Source organism: Burkholderia aenigmatica, assembly GCF_048627025.1.
In the GTDB taxonomy this organism is placed as follows: domain Bacteria; phylum Pseudomonadota; class Gammaproteobacteria; order Burkholderiales; family Burkholderiaceae; genus Burkholderia; species Burkholderia aenigmatica.
The window spans coordinates 3,398,486-3,417,835 of the sequence record NZ_CP184468.1; the positions used below are offsets into that span (position 1 = coordinate 3,398,486).

The window sequence follows — 19,350 nt, forward strand, 5'->3', positions numbered from 1 at the left end:
AGACTGTCGATGTCAATTTCCAACCGGGCCTGCCGTCATGGATACCTCGTACCTCGCCTCTCCCTCCTCGTCCGCCCGCGATGCACGCGGCCCGGCCCATCGCTGGCGCGTGCTGGCCGCCGGCGTCGCCGCGAACATGAGCTTTTCGGCCGCGGCGGCGGGTATTCCGACCACGGCCGTGTGGATGCGCACGGCCTATCACCTCGACAACGCCGCACTCGGCCTCGTGCTCGGCGCGCTCGGCTTCGGCGTCGCGCTGTCCGAGCTGCCGTGGGGGATGGCCGCCGATCGCTTCGGCGATCGCCGCGTGCTGCTCGCCGGGCTCGTCGCGACGGCCGCGATGTTCGCGCTGATGGTGTGCACGATCGTCCCGACCGCGCACGGGGTGCCGCCGCTGCTGCGCGTCGTCGCGGCGATGTGCTGCGTCGGCCTGCTCGGCGGCAGCGTGAACGGGTCGAGCGGGCGCGCGGTGATGCGCTGGTTCGGCGAGCGCGAACGCGGGCTCGCGATGAGCATCCGCCAGACGGCCGTGCCGCTCGGCGGCGGGATCGGTGCAGCGCTGCTGCCGTCGCTCGCGTCGCACCTGGGCTTTGCCGCGGTATTCGGCACGCTGATGCTGCTGTGCGCGGGATCCGCGGCGCTGACCTGGCGCTGGCTGCACGAGCCGCCCGCCGCACCGGTCACCGTGGACGCCGCTGCGACACGCGCGGCGGAACAGCCGCATCAGGCAGCCCCGCGCACCCGCGGCCCGCTGACGAGCGGCCCCGTGTGGCGCATCGTGCTCGGCATCGGCGCGCTGTGCGCACCGCAGTTCGCGGTGCTCACGTTCGCGACGGTGTTCCTGCACGACTTCGGCCGGCTCGGCCTCGCCGGCATCAGCGCGGCGATGGTCGTGCTGCAGCTCGGCGCGATGGTGACGCGCGTCTGGAGCGGCCGCCATACCGACCGGCACGGCAACCGGCGCGCGTACCTGCGCCGTTCGGTGCTCGTCGCGGCCGGGTCGTTCGCGCTGCTTGCGGCCGCGACGGCCGGCAGTCCGCAAGTCCCCGTCGCCGCGATCGTCGTGATTCTCGTGTTCGCCGGCATCTGCGTGTCGGCGTGGCACGGCGTCGCGTACACTGAGCTCGCGACGCTGGCGGGCGCGAACCACGCGGGCACCGCGCTCGGGATGGCGAACACGATCTGCTACCTCGGGCTGTTCGCGACGCCGCTCGCGATTCCGCCGCTGCTCGCCGTCAGTTCGTGGAGCGTCGTGTGGCTCACGGCCGCGCTGGTCGCGGCCGCGACCTATCCGCTGTTCGCCGCGCGATAGCGGCCGTGCGATGCCCGCGGGCATCGCGGCACCGGCCGCGACACCGACACTTGCATCAGGCCGCTTCGCGCGCCAACGCGCGTCGCGCGGCCGGCCGTTCGGCCTCGCGCTGCGCATGGGCGGTCCACGCGGGATGCCGCGTCATGTCGAGCCCGATCGCGACACCCCAGCGATACAGCACGAACAGGAACGGATCGACGATCGAATGTGCGCCTGGCTCGGCCCATGGGCGGCCGTCGGCGAGCGCGGCTTCGATCGTTGCGTTCGCGGCTTCGATCGTGTCTCGACCGTGCGCACTGACCTCGCCGTGCAGGGCCGGATCGCCGATGAAGCGGCCCGGCCGCCACAGCGCGCCGTAGCCGACGCCATGCACCCAGCCGACCAGCCAGGCGAGCCATTCGTGACACCGTGCCTCGCGCAACGGATCGCCGAGCGGCAGCAATTGCGCGTCCGGATAACGGCGCGCGAGATACGTGAGGATCGCCGGCGTTTCGGTCAGCACGCGCGGCTCGCCCGGAATCGCGAGCACCGGCACGCGCGCCTTCGCGTTGATCGCGAGATAGCGCGCTTCGAGGTTCTGCTGCTTCTGCACGGAGACGATCTCGACGTCGAACGGCGCACCGGTTTCCTCCAGTGCGATGTGGGCGGCAAGCGAACAGGCGCCCGGCGAAAGATAGAGACGATATGCGTTCATGGTGGTGTGGCCCGACGGCGCTGTGGAAGACGGAACCGAGTGTAGGAACGCGTGCACGTGCGCCGCAAACGATGAATTGTCGTGCTCGGACATTAGTGTTACTAATACCCGCATGCGACGCATCCACCTTCCTCCGCTGCAGACGCTGCGCGCGTTCGAGACCGCCGTGCGGCTGCAGAGCTTCACGCGCGCGGCCGACGAACTTGCGCTCACGCAAGGCGCCGTCAGCCAGCACATCCGCGCGCTCGAGGCGCAGCTCGGCTACCCGCTCTTCACGCGCGAACGCAACGGCGCGACGCCGACGCACGCCGCGCACGCGCTCGCACTGCAGGTGCGCCAGGGCCTCAGCGTGCTGGAACGCGCATTCGAGCCGGCACTCGCCACGCGCAGCCGCCCGCGCACCGGCGACGTCACGCTGAACGTCAGCGTGCTGCCGAGCGTCGCCGAGCGCTGGCTCGCCCCGCGCCTGCCGCGCTTCTCGGCCGCGCATCCGCACATCGCGATCGCGCTGCACCCGGACGTGGCGCTCGCGCCGCTGCGCAAGCGCGACCGCATCGACGTCGCGCTGCGCTATGGGCCCGGCACGTGGCCTGGCGTCGTCGCCGAGAAGCTGATGAACGAGACGATCTTTCCGGTCGCGAGCCCCGCGTACCGCAATCGCGACGGCGTCGCGCCGCGCGCGCCGGCCGATCTCGTGCGCGCGACGCTGCTGCGCCATCCCGCCCAGCCGTGGGAACCGTGGCTCCAGGCCGCGCGGCTCGACCTCACCGAATCCGCGCGCGCGCCGCGCTTCACCGATGCGAATGCGCTGATCGACGCGACGCTGAAAGGACGCGGCGTCGCACTCGCGCGCCGCTCGCTGATCGAGCCCGAACTCGCGGACGGCACGCTCGTGCGCGTGTCGACGGTGCGCGTGACCGACGTGTATGCGCACTACGTCGTGTGGCGCCCCGGCCATCCTCACGAAGCGGCGATCCGCACCTGGCTCGACTGGCTGCGCAGCGAGGTGCGGCGACGCACGCCGCGGCGCTGACGCAACGCGATCGGCTGCACTCGTTCATCATGAACGGTCACGCTGCCGTGAACGTCTTCGCGCATCGCGTCGCGTGCCCGCGTAAAAGTGCCCGGCCCGCATCGTCCACCGGGAAATGTTGCACGGGCATCATTCCGTTCGGGCGACGGGTCAGGATCTCGAAAGCATTCCGCGATCACGCGCCAGTCGCGAACGATTCACCGAAACGTCGCACCATATCGGCATACTCGAAAACGTTTCCCGATCAGCCTGCCAGGAGAGAAGTCATGCGTCGCGTTTCCGTCGTCGTCGTTCTTTGTGCCGCCGCTTTCGTCGCCGCCTGCAGCGACGACGCGCCGCACGACGCACACGCGACCGACGCGTCGCAGCAGGCCGGCGCATCGGCCGGCTCCGCCAGCGCATTCAACAACGATGCAGCCGCGAACGCCGCCGCGTCCGATGCCGCGCCGCTCGCGCCGCCTGTCGTGCACTACCCGCCCGATGACGACGACGACGCGAAGCCCACGGCGAACGCGGCCGCGTCGAGTGCCGCCGCGTCGTCGCCCGGCTGATCCCTTCGCTTCCGTCCCCCGATCGCAGTAGATCCGAGGTGGACAACAACGGAAACCTGTACCTGACGCTGCGCAACCCCGGCGGGGCTCGCGTCACGCTGCCGCTGACCGACAACACGTACGGCGCGCCGTCGCGGCAGGTGACGCTGCATGGCGGCGACGAGCGTGTCGAGCAGTGGACGCTCGCGTCGAGGCACCAATGGTATGACGTGACGGTGAGCGACGGCGCTGCCGGCACCTTCTCGCGCCGTTTCGCGGGCTACGTCGAGAACGGCCGGCCGAGCTATCCGGATCCGGCGCCGGTACAGCTGGTCTCCGCGGCGTAGGCACGACGGCGCAACGCGGCGCGGCCCAGACGAGCCGCACGCGCCGCCCGCCCGGCTCGTCAGATCGCGTGCGCGAGCGCGCGGTCGACGAGCGTGGCTTCGAAGCCGTCGTCCGCGTCGCGAAAGCGCAGCGGTGCCGCGCAGTGGACGAGCGTGTCGATGAAGTACTTCGCGCGCGGCCACGGCCCGAAGCCGGCTGCCGTGTTGATGTGCCCGGCGTCGCCGAGGTTCACGAACGCGCTGCCCAGGTGCTGCGCGAGCGTGCGCGCATCGGCGAGCGGCATCCACGGATCGGTCTCGCTGCCGATCACGATCGACGGCACGGCGAGCCGACGCGCGTCGAACGGCCCGGCAAACGTGAATTTCTTCGGACTGGCGGGCGCGACCAGCAGCACCCCCGCGACATGGCCCGTCTGCGGCCATTGCGCCAGCGCATGCGCAGCCGCGAGGCAGCCGAAGCTGTGCGCGGCCAGCACGAACGGGCCGCGTTCGCGGTCGAGCAACGTGCGCACCGATTGCGCCCAGCGCGCGAGATCGGGCGCGTCCCAGTCGTGCTGCTCGACGCGCAGCGAGCGCGGGAACTGCCGTTCGAGCCAGGTCTGCCAGTGAGCGCCTTCGCTGCCGTGCAGGCCCGGAACGGTGACGAGCCGCGGCGGCCACGCCGATTTGCTGCATGCGCGCATGATTGCCCTCGCTTGCTTGAAGACGGGATTCGATTGTGGCGCGGCGCCCGCGGCCACCGAACCAATATTTTGTGCTTTGCTTTTGCGTGGGCCGGCCATCCGGGGGCCGGCCATCCGGGCGACGGCCATCCGGGACGGCAACCGGGAGCGATCGCCCACGCCGGTCGCCCACGCTGGTCACCCGCCCCGCAGTACCGGCGCGCGATGCGCCGCGAAACCGTAGAATGTGGGCTTCCCGTCAGCTTCACACGGAACCGGGGCCGGGCGCCGACGCGCCGGGCGCCCGGTCGTCAGGAGACGCCCGATGTCCGCTACGCCCGCCGGCGCACTGCGCCCGGCTCCTCTCGCCGTTCACGTGACGCGCCTCGCCGGCGCGCGCATCGTCATCCAATGAAGATCCTGTTCCATTCCCCGCACCAGGAAGCAGGCGCGTGGCGCGACGAGTTCGCGCATGCGCTGCCGGAAGCCCAACTGCGCGCGTGGCAGCCCGGCGACACGGCCGCCGCCGACTACGCGCTCGTCTGGCGCGCGCCGCGCGAATTCTTCACGCCGCGCGACGGCCTGCGCGCGATCTTCAATCTCGGCGCCGGCGTCGACGCGCTGCTCGCGCTCGAGCACGCGCATCCGGGCACGCTGCCGCGGCACGTACCGCTCGTGCGCCTGGAAGATTCCGGCATGGCGCAGCAGATGGTCGAATACGTGACGCACGCGGTGCTGCGCTACCTGCGCCGCTTCGACGAATACGACGCGCTGCAGCGCGAGCGTCGCTGGCGGCCGCTCGAGCCGCACGCGCGCGCCAGCTTCACCGTCGCCGTGCTCGGCCTCGGTGTGCTCGGCGCGCAGGTCGCGCAAGCGCTCGCCGCGCTCGGCCTGCCCGTGCGCGGCTACAGCCGCAGCGCGAAGCAGCTCGACGGCGTCACGACCTTCGCGGGCGACGGCGCGTTCGACGCGTGCATCGACGGCGCGAAGGTGCTCGTCAACCTGCTGCCGAGCACGCCCGACACCGACGGCATCCTGTCGGCGCGCACGTTCGCGCGGCTCGCGCCCGGCGCGTATGTCGTCAACGTCGCGCGCGGCGCGCATCTCGTCGAAGCCGACCTGCTCGACGCGCTGTCGAGCGGCCGGATCGCCGCCGCAACGCTCGACGTGTTCGATCGCGAGCCGCTGCCGGAAGACCATCCGTTCTGGCACGCGCCGCGCATCACGATCACGCCGCACAGCTCGGCCGAAACGCTGCGCGACGAAGCCATCGCACAGATCGCCGGCAAGATCCGCGCGCTCGAGCGCGGCGAGCGCATCGGCGGCATCGTCGACTACGCACGCGGCTACTGAACCTACAAGCAAACCAGGAGACAACCATGACGTTCCCCACCGCCGTCAAGATCGTCGAAGTCGGCCCGCGCGACGGGCTGCAGAACGAGAAGACCTTTGTGCCGACCGACGTGAAGATCGCGCTCGTCGACCGGCTGTCGCACGCCGGCTTCCGCAATATCGAGGCCGCGTCGTTCGTGTCGCCGAAATGGGTGCCGCAGATGGCCGACGGCGCCGACGTGATGGCCGGCATCGAGCGCCGCGCGGGCACCGTGTACTCGGTGCTCACGCCGAACCTGAAGGGCTTCGAGAACGCAGTCGCCGCGCGCGCCGACGAAGTCGTGATCTTCGGCGCGGCGAGCGAGGCGTTCTCGCAGCGGAACATCAACTGCAGCATCGCCGAGAGCATCGCGCGCTTCGAGCCCGTCGCGAAGGCCGCGAAGGATGCGGGCCTGCGGCTGCGCGGCAGCGTGTCGTGCACGCTCGGCTGCCCGTACCAGGGCGAGGTGCCGGTCGCATCGGTCGTCGATGTCGTCGAGCGCTTCGCCGCGCTCGGCTGCGACGAGATCGACATCGCCGACACGATCGGCGTCGGCACGCCGAAGCGCACGCGCGAAGTGCTGTCGGCCGTCACGCGCGTGTTTCCGCGCGAACGCCTGTCGGGCCACTTCCACGACACCTACGGCCAGGCGCTCGCGAACATCTACGCGGCGCTGTTCGAAGGGATCGAGATCTTCCACGCGTCGGTCGCGGGCCTCGGCGGCTGCCCGTACGCGAAGGGCGCGACCGGCAACGTCGCGACCGAGGACGTGCTGTACCTGATGCAGGGGCTCGGCATCGAAACCGGCATCGATCTCGCGCAGGTCGTTGCCGCCGGCGACTTCATCTCGAACGCGATCGGCCGCGCGAACGTGTCGCGCGCCGGTCGCGCACTGCTCGCCAAGGCGCAGAGCGCGGCCGACGCCGCGAACTGCGTGTGACCCCGACTTTCCACGGATTCCTCGACATGACGACACCCGCTTCACTCGACGCCCTCCCCGATTCCGCGCGCCGCGTCGCGCTGCTGCTGCGCGAGCGCGGCCACGAGAAGGGCATCGTGATGCTCGCCGAAACCGGCAAGACTTCCGCCGAGGCCGCGGCCGGGCTCGGCTGCTCGGTCGCGCAGATCGCGAAGTCGATCCTGTTTCGCCGGCAGTCGGACGGTGCGCCGGTGCTCGTGGTCGCGAGCGGCGTCAATCGCGTCGACGAGAAGAAGGTCGCCGCGCAGGTCGGTGCAGTGGGCCGCGCGGATGCGAAGTTCGTGCGCGACAACACCGGCTACGCGATCGGCGGCGTCTGCCCGATCGGCCATCTCGTCGAACCCGTCACGCTGATCGACGCCGACCTGCTCGCGCTCGACAGCCTGTGGGCGGCCGCCGGCCATCCGCACGCGGTGTTCAACCTGTCGCCGAACGAACTCGTGTCGCTGACGGGTGCGCCGGTCGCGGACGTCGCGTTGCGGGAGCCCGCATGAGCGACGTGCCCGTGCAAGTCGGCACGGTCGCGTCGCCGTGCACCGACGTCTGCCGGATCGATCCGCGCACCGACTGGTGCGCGGGTTGCCTGCGCACGCGTGACGAGATCAAGGGGTGGCGTGCGTCGGACGACGACGCGAGGCGCGCGTTGCTCGCGCGGCTCGATGCGCGGCGGCGGCTGATTGCGGGAAGCGGCGCGTGAAGATCTTTGGGCGCGTTTGAGGAGAAGTCGATGACCCGCGTTCACGAAAGGATCACCCGGCACCTCGCCGTTCTCGAAGGGCTCGACATAGGCGGCATCAATCGTGCAGCCGACATGCTGATGATCCAGTTCGGCCCGATGCAGCAAACCACTACGCGAAAGGGTACGGTGAAATGGGTGGGCGCCTGGGCGCTGCACGTTCAATGCGATTGGCAAATCCGGCGAGAAAGCGACATCGTCGCGACCCAGGACGATCTTTCCGGGTCCGACGACACGGCACGCCACACCGTGGAGCGCCTCGATGCGTTATTGATCAAGCAAGGCCCAATGACCGTTGCACGCGCACTGGGCAGTGAATCGGGACAAGCATCGATTACGTTGTCCGGCGGACTGAGCCTCGTCGTCACGCCGACGGGCGCGGCACACGAAGAGGACTGGCGGCTCTTTGCACCGAGCGTCGACGGTCCGCACTTTGTGATCGAGGGTGGCCGGATCGATCCCGATTCGCCCGCGTAAAACGGGCGGGTATCAAACGGGCCGCTCAAGGCCGTTGCCGGAGCCACGCATAAAAAAAAGCCGTTCAGCCTGACGGGCGAACGGCATCGAGATCGGAATCCTGTGAACGTGATCAACGTCACAGCCCGCATCATACGAGCGACGCGGCCGCATCGCATCGGGTGTTTCCCTACAACTTCTTACAGCGTCTTTCGTGCGCGCACGCACGCCGCTTTCGCTCGCCATCTGCGCGCCGTCCGCTCGCAATACGCGTTCCTGAAATTCGCATTCGACACGCCGCGGCGCTGCGCCGCGGCGGCGCCGAATCGTACGACCGTTTCAGTTGCCGACTGCCGCGCGACGCGCGGGCACGATGCGCCAGCCGAGATTCACGCCGGCCGCCGCGAGCAGGATCAGCAGCGCGCCGAACACCTGCGTCCACGCGAGCGTCTGCCCGAACGCAACGTGATCGACGACGATCGCGACGACCGGATAGACGAACGACAGCGCACCCGTCATCGCGGTCGGCAGCTTCTGGATCGCGCCGTACAGCAGCACATACATCAGGCCCGTGTTCACGACGCCGAGCACGACGAGGTCGAACCACTGCCCGGCGGTCGCCGGCAGCGTGCCGAAGTGCGCGAACGGCGCGAGCAGCAAGACGCCGAGGCCGGCCTGCAGCAGCGCGAGCAAATGCGGCGGCGTGCCCTTCAGGTGCTTCGTGACGATCGACGAGATCGCATACAGAAAGGCCGCGCCGAGCGACAGCGCGACGCCTTCCAGATATTCGCCCGGCACCGCGAGCACGGCCGGCTCGACGCGCACCACGGCGACGAGCCCGACGAATGCGAGCGCGAGCCACGCCACCGTCGACGCGGTGATCCGCTCGCGGAACACGATCGCGCCGAGCGCGACCAGCATGAACGGCTGCGTGTTGTAGACGGCGGTCGCCATCGAGATCGATGCACGCGAATAGGCGGCGAACAGCAGCAGCCAGTTCGCGACGATCGCGACGCTGCCGAGCGTCGCAAGCGCGAGCATCCGCGGCGAGAACAGCGCGCGACGCAGGAAGCCGAACGCCGCGCAGACGATCGCAAGCGTCGCGGCACCGAACAGGCAACGGAAGAACACGACGTTCGTCAGCGGCTGCTGCGACGACATCACGAGCCAGCCGATCGTGCCGGACATCATCATCGCGACGACCATCTCGGCGGCGCCGCGGCGAATTTCATTCGAAGCCATCGTGAACTCCGTTCAGAAGAGTGGATGACTTCGATTCTAGAAACTTGCTTTCACGACAACCACGGCTAAACTGAAGTGAATCAACCGATTCACCTTCGAAAGCAAAGCGATCATGCCGAAACGCCTTTCCCCGCCCGCCGTCGCGTCGCTCGACGCGATCGACCGCGCGATCCTCGCGGCGCTGGCCGACGACGCGCGCATCGCCACCAGCGAACTCGCCCGGCAGATCGGGCTGTCGGCGCCCGCGACCGCCGACCGCGTGCGGCGGCTCGAAGCGCAAGGCGTGATTGCCGCGTTCACGGTCGAGCTCGACCCGCGCGCGCTGGGCTACACGCTGCAGGCGATCGTCCGCGTGAAGCCGCTGCCCGGCCAATTGCATCTCGTCGAAGAGATGCTGCGGCGGATTCCCGAATTCGTCGAATGCGACAAGGTCACCGGCGACGACTGCTTCATCTGCCGGCTCTACCTGCGCACGATCGAGCACCTCGACGGCATCCTGTCGAAAGTGACGGAGCGGGCCGAGACGAGCACCGCGATCGTGAAATCGACACCGGTGCCACGCCGGCTGCCGCCGCTCGTCGAGGACGACGGCGCGCACCGCTGAGCAGCGGGCGGCGCGCGCCGCCCGCACGCGCGCTTATGCCGCCGGGTCGCGCGCCTCGAAAAACGCGAGCAGCTCGTCGATCAGCGCGACGGGCGCCTCTTCCGGAATGTAGTGCCCGCAGTCGAGCGCGCGGCCGCTGACGTCGCGCGCGACACGACGCCATTCGTCGAGCGGATCGAAGCAGCGGCCGACGATCCCGTTCTCGCCCCACAGCACACGCAGCGGACACGCGACCTTGTTGCCGCGCTCCAGATCCGCACGGTCGTGCTCGAGATCGATCGTCGCGGACGCGCGGTAGTCCTCGCACATCGCGTGCACGGCGCCTGGCTGCGCGAGCGCGGCCCGGTATGCGGCGAGCGCCTCGGGCGCGAATGGCGCGAGCCCGGCGGACCGGTTGCCCATCACGCGCTCGATGTACGCATCGGTATGCGCGCCGACCAGCGTCTCGGGCAGCGGCGCCGGCTGGATCAGGAAGAACCAGTGGAAATACGCGGTCGCGAACGCACGATCGGTTTTCTCGTACATCGCGAGCGTCGGTGCGATGTCGAGCAGCATCATCCGCTCGACGGCGTCCGGATGATCGAGCGCGAGCCGGTGCGCGACCCGCGCGCCGCGATCGTGCGCACACAGGTGGAAGTGGTCGAAGCCGAAATGCCGCATCACGGCGACCTGGTCGGCCGCCATCGCACGTTTCGAATACGGCGCGTGCTGCGCGTCGCTCGGCGGCTTGCCCGATGCGCCGTAACCGCGCAGGTCGGTGGCGATCACCGTGAAATGATTCGCGAGCGTCGCGGCAACGCGATGCCAGATCATGTGGGTTTGCGGATGTCCGTGCAGCAACAGAAGCGGCGGACCCGCGCCTCCTTTGACACCGAAGATGTCGGTGTCCTGCACCGTCACGCGAAACGGTGCAAACGCCTCAAACGACATGGTTTGTTTCTCGTTGGTTTGTTATGGCGGCTATTTTAGGAGCGCTTGTGCGTCTACACAGCGCGGTAACCCCCAGAATCTGTAGAAAGAGAACACTCACTCGATTGCCGCCACACCGTGCGGTTTGTTAAGCTCGCGTAGAATCGCACGATCGTTCGTATTAATAAGGACGACCTCGTTTCGCAGCTACACTCGAATTACGGTTCGACCGCAAAGCATGGCGTCGGCGCGACCGCGCAGCCGCCCCTGGAGACTGGAGACATCACATGGCATTGCCCACCGTCCTGCAGAACCTGACGTTGCCCGTCATCGCGTCGCCGATGTTCATCGTCAGCTACCCCGAACTCGTGCTCGCGCAATGCAAGGCGGGCATCGTCGGTTCGTTCCCCGCGCTCAACGCCCGCCCGGCCGAACTGCTCGACGAGTGGCTGACGCAGATCCAGTCCGAGCTCGCCGACCACCAGGCAAAAAATCCCGACGCGGTGATCGGCCCGATCGCGGTCAACCAGATCGTCCATCAGTCGAATGCGCGGCTCGAGCACGACGTGCGCGTGTGCGTCGAGCACAAGGTGCCGATCTTCATCACGAGCCTGCGCGCACCGGCGCGCGAGATCGTCGACGCGGTGCACAGCTACGGCGGCATCGTGCTGCACGACGTGATCAACCTGCGTCACGCGCAGAAGGCGCTCGAAGCCGGCGTCGACGGGCTGATCCTCGTCGCGGCCGGCGCAGGCGGCCACGCGGGCACGACGTCGCCGTTCGCGCTGGTCGGCGAAGTCCGCAAGATCTTCGACGGCCCGATCGTGCTGTCCGGCTCGATCGCGAACGGCGGTTCGATCCTGGCCGCGCAGGCGATGGGCGCCGATTTCGCGTACATGGGCACGCGCTTCATCGCGACCCAGGAAGCGCACGCGATCGACGACTACAAGCACGCGATCGTGAACGCGAAATCGTCGGACATCATCTACACGAACCTGTTCACGGGCGTGCACGGCAACTACATCCGCGAGAGCATCGAGAAGGCCGGCCTCGATCCGGACGCACTGCCGGAATCCGACAAGACCAAGATGAATTTCGGCAGCGACAAGACGAAGGCGTGGAAGGACATCTGGGGCGCCGGCCAGGGCGTCGGCCTGATGGACGACCTGCCGAGCGTGGGCGCGCTCGTCGAGCGCCTGAAGCGCGAGTACGACGACGCGAAGGCGCGGCTCGGCATCCCGCGCTGACGGATGCGGCGGCCTTGACGGCCGCCACCGGCGCACATACCGTCAGACAAAACAAAAAGCGCGAACCGCAGCGGTTCGCGCTTTTTCATTGCCCCGCCGCAGCGGGAAAGACGCTTCAGACCGCGCGCTTCATCCGCGTCATCGGCAGCACGCGCAGGTGCGATTCGATCGACGGGCACAGCGACTGCCCTTCGAAACGCGCCGCCAGGAAGTCGACGAACGAACGCACCTTCGCGGACACGTGACGCCGGCTCGCGTAGACCGCATAGATCGGCGCCTCGTGCGGCGGCACCGCATCGAGCAGCACCGGCACGAGCCGACCGGACTCGATGTCGTCGCCGACCACCTCGGTGCCGAGCAGCGCGATGCCCGCGCCCGCGAGCACGGCCGCTCGCAGCCCTTCGAGGTGATTCACGATCAGGTTGCCGTTGAGATTCACGCGCGACGCGGCGGCCGCGTCGATCACCAGCGAATCGAGCATCGTCGAATTCGAGTCGCGCCGCAGGTAGTTGTGGTGCGCGAGATCGGCGATCGTCGTGGGCGTGCCGTGTTTCTCGAGATACTCGGGCGACGCGACCAGCAGGATGTGCGCGGTCGCGATCTGCCGCGCGACCAGCGACGACGATTTCAATCCGTTCGGCGCCGCGCGCACCGCGACGTCGTAGCCTTCCTCGATCAGGTCGACCACGCGATCGGACAGCGTCATGTCGACGGTCACGTCCGGGAACCGGCCCGCATAATCGGTGACGGCCTGCATCACGTGCCGCAGCCCGAACGCGGACAGCGACGTCACGCGCAGCCTGCCTTGCGGCACCACGCTTGCGGCGCCGACGGCCTGCCCGGCTTCGTCGAGTTCCGACAGCGCCTGCACGAGGCGCTCATAGTATTCGCGTCCAGCCTCGGTAGGGGCGACGCGTCGTGTCGTGCGATGCAGCAGCCGCGCACCGAGCTGTTGCTCGAGATGCATCACGTGCTTGCTCGCCATCGCAGCCGACATCTGCATGCGCTCGGCCGCGCCGACGAAGCTGCCCACTTCGACGACGTAGCGAAACACATTCATGCTGACGAGGGTATCCATCGAACTAGCTCGTAATGACGGGGGAATGGTCCAATTACGAGATAGGGTAACAAAGGCGAGGAAACAGAAAGGTCAACAAAGGCAAAACGGCGCCGCGGGTGGCGGCGCCGTTTTGGCGGAAAAACATGTAGCTCGGACGCGATTTTCGCGCGCGACCGGCGCACCGGCCGCGTGCGCGCGTCAGAACTTCGCGCGGATGCCGGCGCCGAACGTGTTGCCGGACGACAGGCCGCTGATGTGGTCGTTCATGTACGCAGCGTAGACGTCCGTGCGCTTGGACAGCGGATAGTCGTAGCCGACGGCCCAGGTCTGGCGCGTCTGGTCGAGGCCGCCCGCGTCGCGCGAGTATGCGTACGACGCCATCGCGTTGCCCACGCCGAGCGGCACCGATACGCCGCCTTGCGCGGTATTCACGTGCCAGCTGCCCGCGACCTGGTCATTCTTCGTATACATGTACTGGCCGAACAGCTTCACGTACTTCAGGTCGTAGGTTGCGCCGACTTGCGCGATGCCCTGGCTCTTCATGCCGGCCACCAGCGCGCTCAGGTCACGCGGGCCGTTGTTGAAGTTCACGTACTGGTAGACCGCGGTCGCCGCAAACGGGCCGTTCGCATAGTTGAACTGCGCGCTCCACTTCTTCGAGCCGTTGTCGCCGGCCTGGTTGCCGAGCGCGTACATCGCTCCGAAATTCAGGCCACCGAACGACGGCGACGTATACGACAGCGCGTTGTTCCAGCCCGAATCGCCGACGGCGCCCTGGTCGCTCGGATAGGTCGGGAACGTGCCGAGGCCGAGGAACACGTGGTACACCATCGGCGAGAAGGTGTACGAGTCGTAGAACGGGTTGAACAGGATCGTCGACAGGAACAGGTGCGTCGTCAGGCGACCGGCCGTCACCGTGCCGTACGGCGAATCGATGCCGACGTACGCGTTGCGTGCGAAGAACGTGTCGCCCTGGAAGCGGCCGAACTGGCCGTTCTGCGCGCGGAAGAAGCTTTCCAGCGTGAAGATCGCCTTGTAGCCGTTGCCGAGATCCTCGGCGCCGTGCATGCCCCAGTACGACGTCGACATCCCGCCGCCGCTCACGTTCCACGCGCGGTTGCCGCCCGGGAACTTGGTTGCGCCGACCCATTCGTCGACCTGACCATAGAGCGACACGCTCGACTGTGCATGGACGGGAGCGGTTGCCGCCACGCAGGCGGCCGCGGCGATCAGCTTGACGGACGTGCGCGATGCACGGCGAGCGAATGCTTTCATTAGATCTCCAGATCTTGTCGAATTGTCGAGAAGTGGCGCGAGCGTTGTTTTTTGGAGCCGAGTGCTTGCGTCGTATGGGGCGCAGCCATCTTTACGGATCATTCGTCCGGTCAAAATTGCGCACACTTATTGCTGGTATAGCGGCAGCATTAACTTCGCGGAACGGATACATGGCCGGAAACCCGTCGGCGGCCCGGCCTGAACGCGGTCGCACGGCGGGCCGGCGGCGTGGCACACGCGAGCCGGGCGCGAAAGATAGCGCAATGCGGCGGGAAAATCAGCGGAAATCTGTGCGCGACTGTGGCGAATTCGCATCAGCCGGCGGAGGGGTGAGCGCGCGGGCGCTCAGTTTCGGTAGAACGGGGAGAAAAACGGCGAGTGCGCAGGCTCTTCCTGCGAGCGGGGCGGCGGCATCGGACGGCCGCCGCGCTCCTCGTTGTAGCGTGCGACGTCGGCGCGGATCGAACCGGCGCGCAGCGGCACGTTGCCGCCGCCCGGCGGGCGCGGCATCTGACGCGCGTCGGCGCTGATCGGGCGATACGGGCTCTGCGCGGCGTAATGGCCATACGACGGCGTCGGCCGCAGCCCCCAGCGGGAGCCGTAGCCGCTCACGCCGCCGGCGCGTGCGCCAGGGGGAGGCGCGACGCGGCGCCAGACGGGCGCACCGCCAGCCGGCTGACCGTACGCGCGCATGTCGCCGCCACCGAAGCCGTGGCCGCCGAACGCATGACCGCCGTGGGGCGGTTGCGCGAGCGCGAGCGGCATCAGCAGCGCGCCGAGCACGCCTGCCACCCATCGTCCGATCTTCCGTTTCACCCGTTCCGTCATCGTTCAGAGCCTGTCCATGCCCGCCGCCGGCCGCTTTTGGCCGACGCTAGGCTTTCAGCAGTAATTTATGAGCGGGCCGAAAGCGTGTCGAGCCAAAAAGTGTTATGTCGCCGGCATCGGTGTAACACCATGTTACTGCTAGGTTTTTTCACTTCCGCCCGCGGCCGGGACAGAACATTCTTCTGCCGTTTTGCGCATGGCCGAGCCAATGCCGTGGGCGCTCTTGCATGAGATTGATTCATCAATCGATTAACACAATGAATTTGTGTAGTGAATCGTCAACCGGGACAATGGCGCCATCCGCGCGCGCGATGCGCGCCTCCGTCGTTTCCGAATCGAGTTCCTGATGGCCCGTCCCCGTTTTCTTCCCGACAATTTCACGCTCGCGCTCGTCGGCACCGTCGTGCTCGCGAGCCTCCTGCCGTGCCGCGGCCCGGCCGCCCATGCGTTCAACTGGGCGACCAACATCGCCGTCGGCCTGCTGTTCTTCCTGCACGGCGCGAAGCTGTCGCGCGAAGCCGTCGTCGCGGGGGCGACCCACTGGCGGCTGCACGCGGTCGTGCTGCTCAGCACGTTCGCGCTGTTCCCGCTGCTCGGCCTCGCGCTGAAACCCGTGCTGCAGCCGCTCGTCACGCCGACGCTGTATGCGGGCGTGCTGTTCCTGTGCACGCTGCCGTCGACGGTCCAGTCGTCGATCGCGTTCACGTCGATCGCGAAGGGCAATGTGCCGGCCGCCGTGTGCGCGGCATCCGCGTCGAGCCTGCTCGGCATCTTCGTCACGCCGGCGCTCGTCGGGCTGATGATCACGTCGCAGTCGGCGGCCGCCGCGTCGCCGTGGAGCACCGTCGGCAGCATCGTGATGCAGCTGCTCGTGCCGTTCATCGCCGGCCAGCTGCTGCGGCCCGTGATCGGCGGCTGGATCGACCGCAACCGCGGCGTGCTGCGCTTCGTCGACCAGGGCTCGATCCTGCTCGTCGTCTACGTCGCCTTCAGCGAGGCCGTCAACGAAGGCCTGTGGCACCAGATCCCGCCGCGCGCGCTCGGCGGCCTGCTCGTCGTCAACCTCGTGCTGCTTGCGATCGCGCTGTTGCTGACTGCGTTCGTCAGCAAGCGGCTCGGCTTCAACCGCGCCGACCAGATCACGATCATCTTCTGTGGATCGAAGAAGAGCCTCGCGGCCGGTGTGCCGATGGCGAAGGTGATCTTCTCGGCGAACGCGGTCGGCGCGATCGTGCTGCCGCTGATGCTGTTCCACCAGATCCAGCTGATGGCGTGCGCGGCGCTCGCGCAGCGCTGGGGGGCGCGCGACATGAGCGGCGAGCACGACGAGGGCGACGCGACATCGGCGCCCGGCGCGCTGAGCGCAGGCAAGCGCTGACGATCAGGGCGGAAGGGCGGGACGGCCGTGGGGGGGCGCCTGCCCGCCCTTTCCGCCTTTCCGCCTTTCCGCCTTTCCGCCTTTCCGCCTTTCCGCCTTTCCGCCTTTCCGCCTTTCCGCCTTCCCGCCTTCCCGCCTTCCCGCCTTCCCGCCTTCCCGCCTTCCCGCCTTCCCGCCTTCCCGCCTTCCCGCCTTCCCGCCTTCCGCCTTCCGCCTTCCGCCTTCCGCCTTCCGCCTTCCGCCTTCCGCCTTCCGCCTTCCGCCTTCCGCCTTCCGCCTTCCGCCTTCCGCCTTCCGCCTTCCGCCTTCCGCCTCGCGCCTCGCGCTTCCCGCCTTTCCGACCAACTGCCCTCCTGCCTTCCCGCCCTCCTGCGGTACCGCCCTCCCAACTGCACACCGACGCGATGCACCAGCAACGCCCATCGCGTCACGAAATCTTCATTCAATTCCCCGCGAGCGGTGCCGTTAAGTCGGGCGTCCTGTCGATTCGGCTGCTCTCGCCCATGCCCGCGCCCCACTCCGACTCCGCTGCCGCCTGCACCACGCGCCTGATCGCGGATCGCGCGCTCGCCGCCGTCTTCCAGCCGATCGTCGATCTCGGGTCGGGGACGGTCGTCGGATACGAGGGCCTGATACGCGGCCCGCGCGGCACCGATCTCGAGCCGCCCGCCGCGCTGTTCGCGCAGGCCGCGCGCGAAGGCGAGACCCTCGCGCTCGAACAGGCCGCCGCGCTCACCTGCCTCGACGCGTTCGCGGCGCTCGGCTGCGACGGCAAGCTGTTCCTCAATTTCAGCGCGGGCACGATCCTGCAACTCGCGCGCGAACGCGAGCGCATCCGCCAGCTGCTCGGCCGCGCGCGGGTCGCCGCCGAGCGCATCGTGATCGAGCTGACCGAGCAGAACGCGACGACCGACATTACGCATATCGGGCCGGCGGTCGCCTCGCTGCGCGAAACCGGCATCCAGTTCGCGCTCGACGACTACGGCACCGCGAACGCGAGCATGAACCTGTGGCTGCGCCTGCATCCGGACGTCGTGAAGATCGACCGCTTCTTCATCCACGACATCGCCCGCGACCCGCTGAAATTCGAGGCCGTGAAGGCCATGCAGCACTTCGCGCAGGCGAGCGGCGCGCAACTGATCGCGGAAGGCATCGAGAACGAATGCGACCTGATCGTCGTGCGTGACATGGGCATCTGCTGCGTGCAGGGTTTCCTGCTCGGCCGGCCGAACGCGCAGCCGTCGCGGGTCGTCGCGCCGGCCGCGCGCGATGCGATCCGCGCGCCGCACATCGCGGTGTTTCCCGGCGCGACGCGCTCGGTGCGGCCGGCCGGCACGATCGCCGGGAAGATGCTGGTTCCGGCGCCGGCATTGCCGCGCGACGCGACCAGCAACGACGTGCTCGACCTGTTCAACCGGATGCCCGACCTGCACGCGGTCGCGCTCGTCGAACGCGGGCGGCCCGTCGCGCTGGTGAATCGCCGCGGCTTCATCGACCGCTTCGCGCTGCCGTACCACCGCGAGGTGTTCGGCAAGAAGCCGTGCCTGCAGTTCGCGAACGACGCGCCGCTGATGATCGACAACGCGACGACGTTCGAGCAGCTCGCGATGCTTCTCGCGAGCCACGACCAGCGCTATCTCGCGGACGGCTTCGTGATCACCGAACACGGCCGCTACGTCGGGCTCGGCACCGGCGAGAGCCTCGTGCGCGCGGTGACCGAGATGCGCATCGAAGCCGCGCGCTACGCGAATCCGCTGACGTTCCTGCCCGGCAACATCCCGATCAGCGCGCACATCGACCGCCTGCTCCAGCGCGACGCCGGCTTTCACGCGTGCTACGTCGACCTGAACCAGTTCAAGCCGTTCAACGACCAGTACGGCTACTGGCAGGGCGACGAGGTGCTGAAGTTCGCGGCGACGGTGCTGGCCGGCGTGTGCGACCCGCAGCGCGACTTTCTCGGGCACGTCGGCGGCGACGATTTCCTCGTGCTGTTCCAGCGCGCCGACTGGCGCGAACGCGCCACCGACGCGATCGCGCGCTTCAACGACGGCGCGCAGCTCTTCTACACGCAGGCCGACCGGCAGGCAGGCGGGTTGCGCGGCGAGGACCGCCACGGCAATCCGGCATTCTTCGGCTTCGTGACGATGGCGATCGGCGTGGTCGGCGTGCCGGCCGGCGCGCATGGCGCGAAGCGCTACGGCAGCGACGAGATCGCATCGGTCGCCGCGCTCGCGAAGCGGCGCGCGAAACAGCAACCGGACGGGCTCGCGGTAGTCGATCTCGATGCCGGCCGTGCCGCGCTGCGCCATCGCGGCGAACCGCCGGCAGTGGCAATACGCTGAACTGCGGCGGCCGTCTTTACGGAACACGGCGCCCCGGTGCGGCGGTAGCGAACTACCGCCCGTCATGCAACCAGACCGTTAGTTGCACGCCAACTTCCCGGCGGCCGGCGAAGGCAGTCCGGTACTGCCCGCGCGAATGCGTGAAGCCGGCCCGCTTGCCACCCATTTCCCGCTCGCCCTTCCCCCGCACGCCCACCTTGCCTTTTTCGTGTTTTGTTTAGTATTTTTAGTAACGGCGTTTTCGCAGATTAGCGCTTAAAAACCCGGAATTCGCGGGTATTCCCCGGCTATCCGGCCCGAATTCCGCGATATGTTTTACTATACAATCGCTTTCACCCTAAACA

Annotated in this window: 19 protein-coding genes and 1 pseudogene; 13 read left to right on the forward strand and 7 right to left on the reverse strand. The window is 68.4% G+C overall.

From position 1 onward, the window contains the following. The first annotated feature begins 37 nt into the window (after positions 1–37). On the forward strand, positions 38–1,312 hold the full coding sequence (locus ACN8ZM_RS15885; RefSeq protein ID WP_420210285.1) for an MFS transporter: 1,275 nt from the start codon (positions 38–40) through the stop codon (positions 1,310–1,312). A 55-nt stretch (positions 1,313–1,367) separates the two neighbouring features. Here the strand turns inward: ACN8ZM_RS15885 and ACN8ZM_RS15890 are convergent, their stop codons facing one another. Next, positions 1,368–2,006: a glutathione S-transferase family protein gene (locus ACN8ZM_RS15890; RefSeq protein WP_089451375.1), complete on the reverse strand. Its 639-nt coding sequence runs from the start codon at positions 2,004–2,006 to the stop codon at positions 1,368–1,370. Between the two features lie 112 nt (positions 2,007–2,118). On the opposite strand from ACN8ZM_RS15890, the gene ACN8ZM_RS15895 reads away from it, so the two are divergent. From ACN8ZM_RS15895 to ACN8ZM_RS15905, 3 genes and pseudogenes are all read left to right on the forward strand, one after another. Further along, positions 2,119–3,039 (forward strand): LysR substrate-binding domain-containing protein, encoded by a 921-nt coding sequence (locus tag ACN8ZM_RS15895; RefSeq protein WP_122946410.1) that lies wholly within the window; start codon positions 2,119–2,121, stop codon positions 3,037–3,039. A 266-nt stretch (positions 3,040–3,305) separates the two neighbouring features. Further along, positions 3,306–3,590: a hypothetical protein gene (locus tag ACN8ZM_RS15900; protein WP_043187035.1), complete on the forward strand. Its 285-nt coding sequence runs from the start codon at positions 3,306–3,308 to the stop codon at positions 3,588–3,590. A gap of 47 nt (positions 3,591–3,637) precedes the next feature. After that, a pseudogene (locus ACN8ZM_RS15905) lies at positions 3,638–3,916 on the forward strand (phospholipase domain-containing protein); the annotation flags it as partial. A 59-nt stretch (positions 3,917–3,975) separates the two neighbouring features. Here ACN8ZM_RS15905 and ACN8ZM_RS15910 read toward each other — a convergent pair. Continuing rightward, positions 3,976–4,599 carry an RBBP9/YdeN family alpha/beta hydrolase gene (locus ACN8ZM_RS15910; RefSeq protein ID WP_205822369.1) on the reverse strand — a complete coding sequence of 208 codons (624 nt, stop codon included), beginning with the start codon at positions 4,597–4,599 and terminating at the stop codon, positions 3,976–3,978. 390 nt (positions 4,600–4,989) lie between these two features. Between ACN8ZM_RS15910 and ACN8ZM_RS15915 the strand changes: the two genes are divergently transcribed. The 5 genes from ACN8ZM_RS15915 to ACN8ZM_RS15935 are packed head-to-tail and all read left to right on the forward strand — an operon-like array spanning position 4,990 to position 8,142. Further along, complete coding sequence (locus tag ACN8ZM_RS15915; RefSeq protein WP_205822370.1) at positions 4,990–5,931, forward strand: 2-hydroxyacid dehydrogenase; 942 nt, start codon at positions 4,990–4,992, stop codon at positions 5,929–5,931. Positions 5,932–5,957: 26 nt separating this feature from the next. Further along, on the forward strand, positions 5,958–6,890 hold the full coding sequence (locus ACN8ZM_RS15920) for a hydroxymethylglutaryl-CoA lyase (RefSeq protein ID WP_089451378.1): 933 nt from the start codon (positions 5,958–5,960) through the stop codon (positions 6,888–6,890). A gap of 26 nt (positions 6,891–6,916) precedes the next feature. Next, the gene (locus ACN8ZM_RS15925; RefSeq protein WP_043187025.1) at positions 6,917–7,423 is read left to right on the forward strand and encodes a YbaK/EbsC family protein; all 507 of its coding nucleotides are present in this window, start codon (positions 6,917–6,919) and stop codon (positions 7,421–7,423) included. After that, positions 7,420–7,626: a DUF1289 domain-containing protein gene (locus ACN8ZM_RS15930; protein WP_043187024.1), complete on the forward strand. Its 207-nt coding sequence runs from the start codon at positions 7,420–7,422 to the stop codon at positions 7,624–7,626. The genes ACN8ZM_RS15925 and ACN8ZM_RS15930 overlap by 4 nt, the downstream gene beginning before the upstream one ends. A 30-nt stretch (positions 7,627–7,656) precedes the next feature. Then, entirely contained in the window at positions 7,657–8,142 is a 486-nt protein-coding gene (locus ACN8ZM_RS15935; RefSeq protein WP_420210286.1) for a hypothetical protein, read from the forward strand. A 318-nt stretch (positions 8,143–8,460) separates the two neighbouring features. Here the strand turns inward: ACN8ZM_RS15935 and ACN8ZM_RS15940 are convergent, their stop codons facing one another. Then, positions 8,461–9,363: a DMT family transporter gene (locus tag ACN8ZM_RS15940; RefSeq protein ID WP_043187023.1), complete on the reverse strand. Its 903-nt coding sequence runs from the start codon at positions 9,361–9,363 to the stop codon at positions 8,461–8,463. Positions 9,364–9,475: 112 nt separating this feature from the next. Here ACN8ZM_RS15940 and ACN8ZM_RS15945 point away from each other — a divergent pair, with 112 nt between their 5' ends. Next, positions 9,476–9,967: an Lrp/AsnC family transcriptional regulator gene (locus ACN8ZM_RS15945; RefSeq protein ID WP_043187021.1), complete on the forward strand. Its 492-nt coding sequence runs from the start codon at positions 9,476–9,478 to the stop codon at positions 9,965–9,967. Positions 9,968–10,000: 33 nt separating this feature from the next. Here ACN8ZM_RS15945 and ACN8ZM_RS15950 read toward each other — a convergent pair whose 3' ends face one another. Further along, positions 10,001–10,897, reverse strand: coding sequence for an alpha/beta fold hydrolase (locus ACN8ZM_RS15950; RefSeq protein ID WP_420210287.1), 897 nt, complete (start codon positions 10,895–10,897; stop codon positions 10,001–10,003). A gap of 266 nt (positions 10,898–11,163) precedes the next feature. Between ACN8ZM_RS15950 and ACN8ZM_RS15955 the strand changes: the two genes are divergently transcribed. Then, complete coding sequence (locus ACN8ZM_RS15955) at positions 11,164–12,123, forward strand: NAD(P)H-dependent flavin oxidoreductase (RefSeq protein WP_043187018.1); 960 nt, start codon at positions 11,164–11,166, stop codon at positions 12,121–12,123. A 115-nt stretch (positions 12,124–12,238) separates the two neighbouring features. Here the strand turns inward: ACN8ZM_RS15955 and ACN8ZM_RS15960 are convergent, their stop codons facing one another. From ACN8ZM_RS15960 to ACN8ZM_RS15970, 3 genes are all read right to left on the reverse strand, one after another. After that, positions 12,239–13,201 carry a LysR family transcriptional regulator gene (locus tag ACN8ZM_RS15960; RefSeq protein WP_043187016.1) on the reverse strand — a complete coding sequence of 321 codons (963 nt, stop codon included), beginning with the start codon at positions 13,199–13,201 and terminating at the stop codon, positions 12,239–12,241. Between the two features lie 180 nt (positions 13,202–13,381). Next, positions 13,382–14,458: a porin gene (locus tag ACN8ZM_RS15965; RefSeq protein ID WP_043187014.1), complete on the reverse strand. Its 1,077-nt coding sequence runs from the start codon at positions 14,456–14,458 to the stop codon at positions 13,382–13,384. A gap of 345 nt (positions 14,459–14,803) precedes the next feature. Continuing rightward, positions 14,804–15,286: a hypothetical protein gene (locus ACN8ZM_RS15970; protein ID WP_043187012.1), complete on the reverse strand. Its 483-nt coding sequence runs from the start codon at positions 15,284–15,286 to the stop codon at positions 14,804–14,806. 346 nt (positions 15,287–15,632) lie between these two features. Between ACN8ZM_RS15970 and ACN8ZM_RS15975 the strand changes: the two genes are divergently transcribed. Both ACN8ZM_RS15975 and ACN8ZM_RS15980 read left to right on the forward strand, forming a co-directional pair. After that, positions 15,633–16,664: a bile acid:sodium symporter family protein gene (locus tag ACN8ZM_RS15975; protein WP_011353419.1), complete on the forward strand. Its 1,032-nt coding sequence runs from the start codon at positions 15,633–15,635 to the stop codon at positions 16,662–16,664. Between the two features lie 503 nt (positions 16,665–17,167). Beyond that, positions 17,168–19,006, forward strand: coding sequence for an EAL domain-containing protein (locus ACN8ZM_RS15980; RefSeq protein WP_420210288.1), 1,839 nt, complete (start codon positions 17,168–17,170; stop codon positions 19,004–19,006). The last annotated feature ends 344 nt before the right edge of the window (positions 19,007–19,350 follow it).

Excerpts from the sequence above, each read along its gene's own strand:
- ACN8ZM_RS15885 (WP_420210285.1), top strand. The coding sequence starts at position 38 with ATGGATACCTCGTACCTCGCCTCTCCCTCCTCGTCCGCCCGCGATGCA.
- ACN8ZM_RS15890 (WP_089451375.1), bottom strand. The coding sequence starts at position 2,006 with ATGAACGCATATCGTCTCTATCTTTCGCCGGGCGCCTGTTCGCTTGCC.
- ACN8ZM_RS15895 (WP_122946410.1), top strand. The coding sequence starts at position 2,119 with ATGCGACGCATCCACCTTCCTCCGCTGCAGACGCTGCGCGCGTTCGAG.
- ACN8ZM_RS15900 (WP_043187035.1), top strand. The coding sequence starts at position 3,306 with ATGCGTCGCGTTTCCGTCGTCGTCGTTCTTTGTGCCGCCGCTTTCGTC.
- ACN8ZM_RS15910 (WP_205822369.1), bottom strand. The coding sequence starts at position 4,599 with ATGCGCGCATGCAGCAAATCGGCGTGGCCGCCGCGGCTCGTCACCGTT.
- ACN8ZM_RS15915 (WP_205822370.1), top strand. The coding sequence starts at position 4,990 with ATGAAGATCCTGTTCCATTCCCCGCACCAGGAAGCAGGCGCGTGGCGC.
- ACN8ZM_RS15920 (WP_089451378.1), top strand. The coding sequence starts at position 5,958 with ATGACGTTCCCCACCGCCGTCAAGATCGTCGAAGTCGGCCCGCGCGAC.
- ACN8ZM_RS15925 (WP_043187025.1), top strand. The coding sequence starts at position 6,917 with ATGACGACACCCGCTTCACTCGACGCCCTCCCCGATTCCGCGCGCCGC.
- ACN8ZM_RS15930 (WP_043187024.1), top strand. The coding sequence starts at position 7,420 with ATGAGCGACGTGCCCGTGCAAGTCGGCACGGTCGCGTCGCCGTGCACC.
- ACN8ZM_RS15935 (WP_420210286.1), top strand. The coding sequence starts at position 7,657 with ATGACCCGCGTTCACGAAAGGATCACCCGGCACCTCGCCGTTCTCGAA.
- ACN8ZM_RS15940 (WP_043187023.1), bottom strand. The coding sequence starts at position 9,363 with ATGGCTTCGAATGAAATTCGCCGCGGCGCCGCCGAGATGGTCGTCGCG.
- ACN8ZM_RS15945 (WP_043187021.1), top strand. The coding sequence starts at position 9,476 with ATGCCGAAACGCCTTTCCCCGCCCGCCGTCGCGTCGCTCGACGCGATC.
- ACN8ZM_RS15950 (WP_420210287.1), bottom strand. The coding sequence starts at position 10,897 with ATGTCGTTTGAGGCGTTTGCACCGTTTCGCGTGACGGTGCAGGACACC.
- ACN8ZM_RS15955 (WP_043187018.1), top strand. The coding sequence starts at position 11,164 with ATGGCATTGCCCACCGTCCTGCAGAACCTGACGTTGCCCGTCATCGCG.
- ACN8ZM_RS15960 (WP_043187016.1), bottom strand. The coding sequence starts at position 13,201 with ATGGATACCCTCGTCAGCATGAATGTGTTTCGCTACGTCGTCGAAGTG.
- ACN8ZM_RS15965 (WP_043187014.1), bottom strand. The coding sequence starts at position 14,458 with ATGAAAGCATTCGCTCGCCGTGCATCGCGCACGTCCGTCAAGCTGATC.
- ACN8ZM_RS15970 (WP_043187012.1), bottom strand. The coding sequence starts at position 15,286 with ATGACGGAACGGGTGAAACGGAAGATCGGACGATGGGTGGCAGGCGTG.
- ACN8ZM_RS15975 (WP_011353419.1), top strand. The coding sequence starts at position 15,633 with ATGGCCCGTCCCCGTTTTCTTCCCGACAATTTCACGCTCGCGCTCGTC.
- ACN8ZM_RS15980 (WP_420210288.1), top strand. The coding sequence starts at position 17,168 with ATGCCCGCGCCCCACTCCGACTCCGCTGCCGCCTGCACCACGCGCCTG.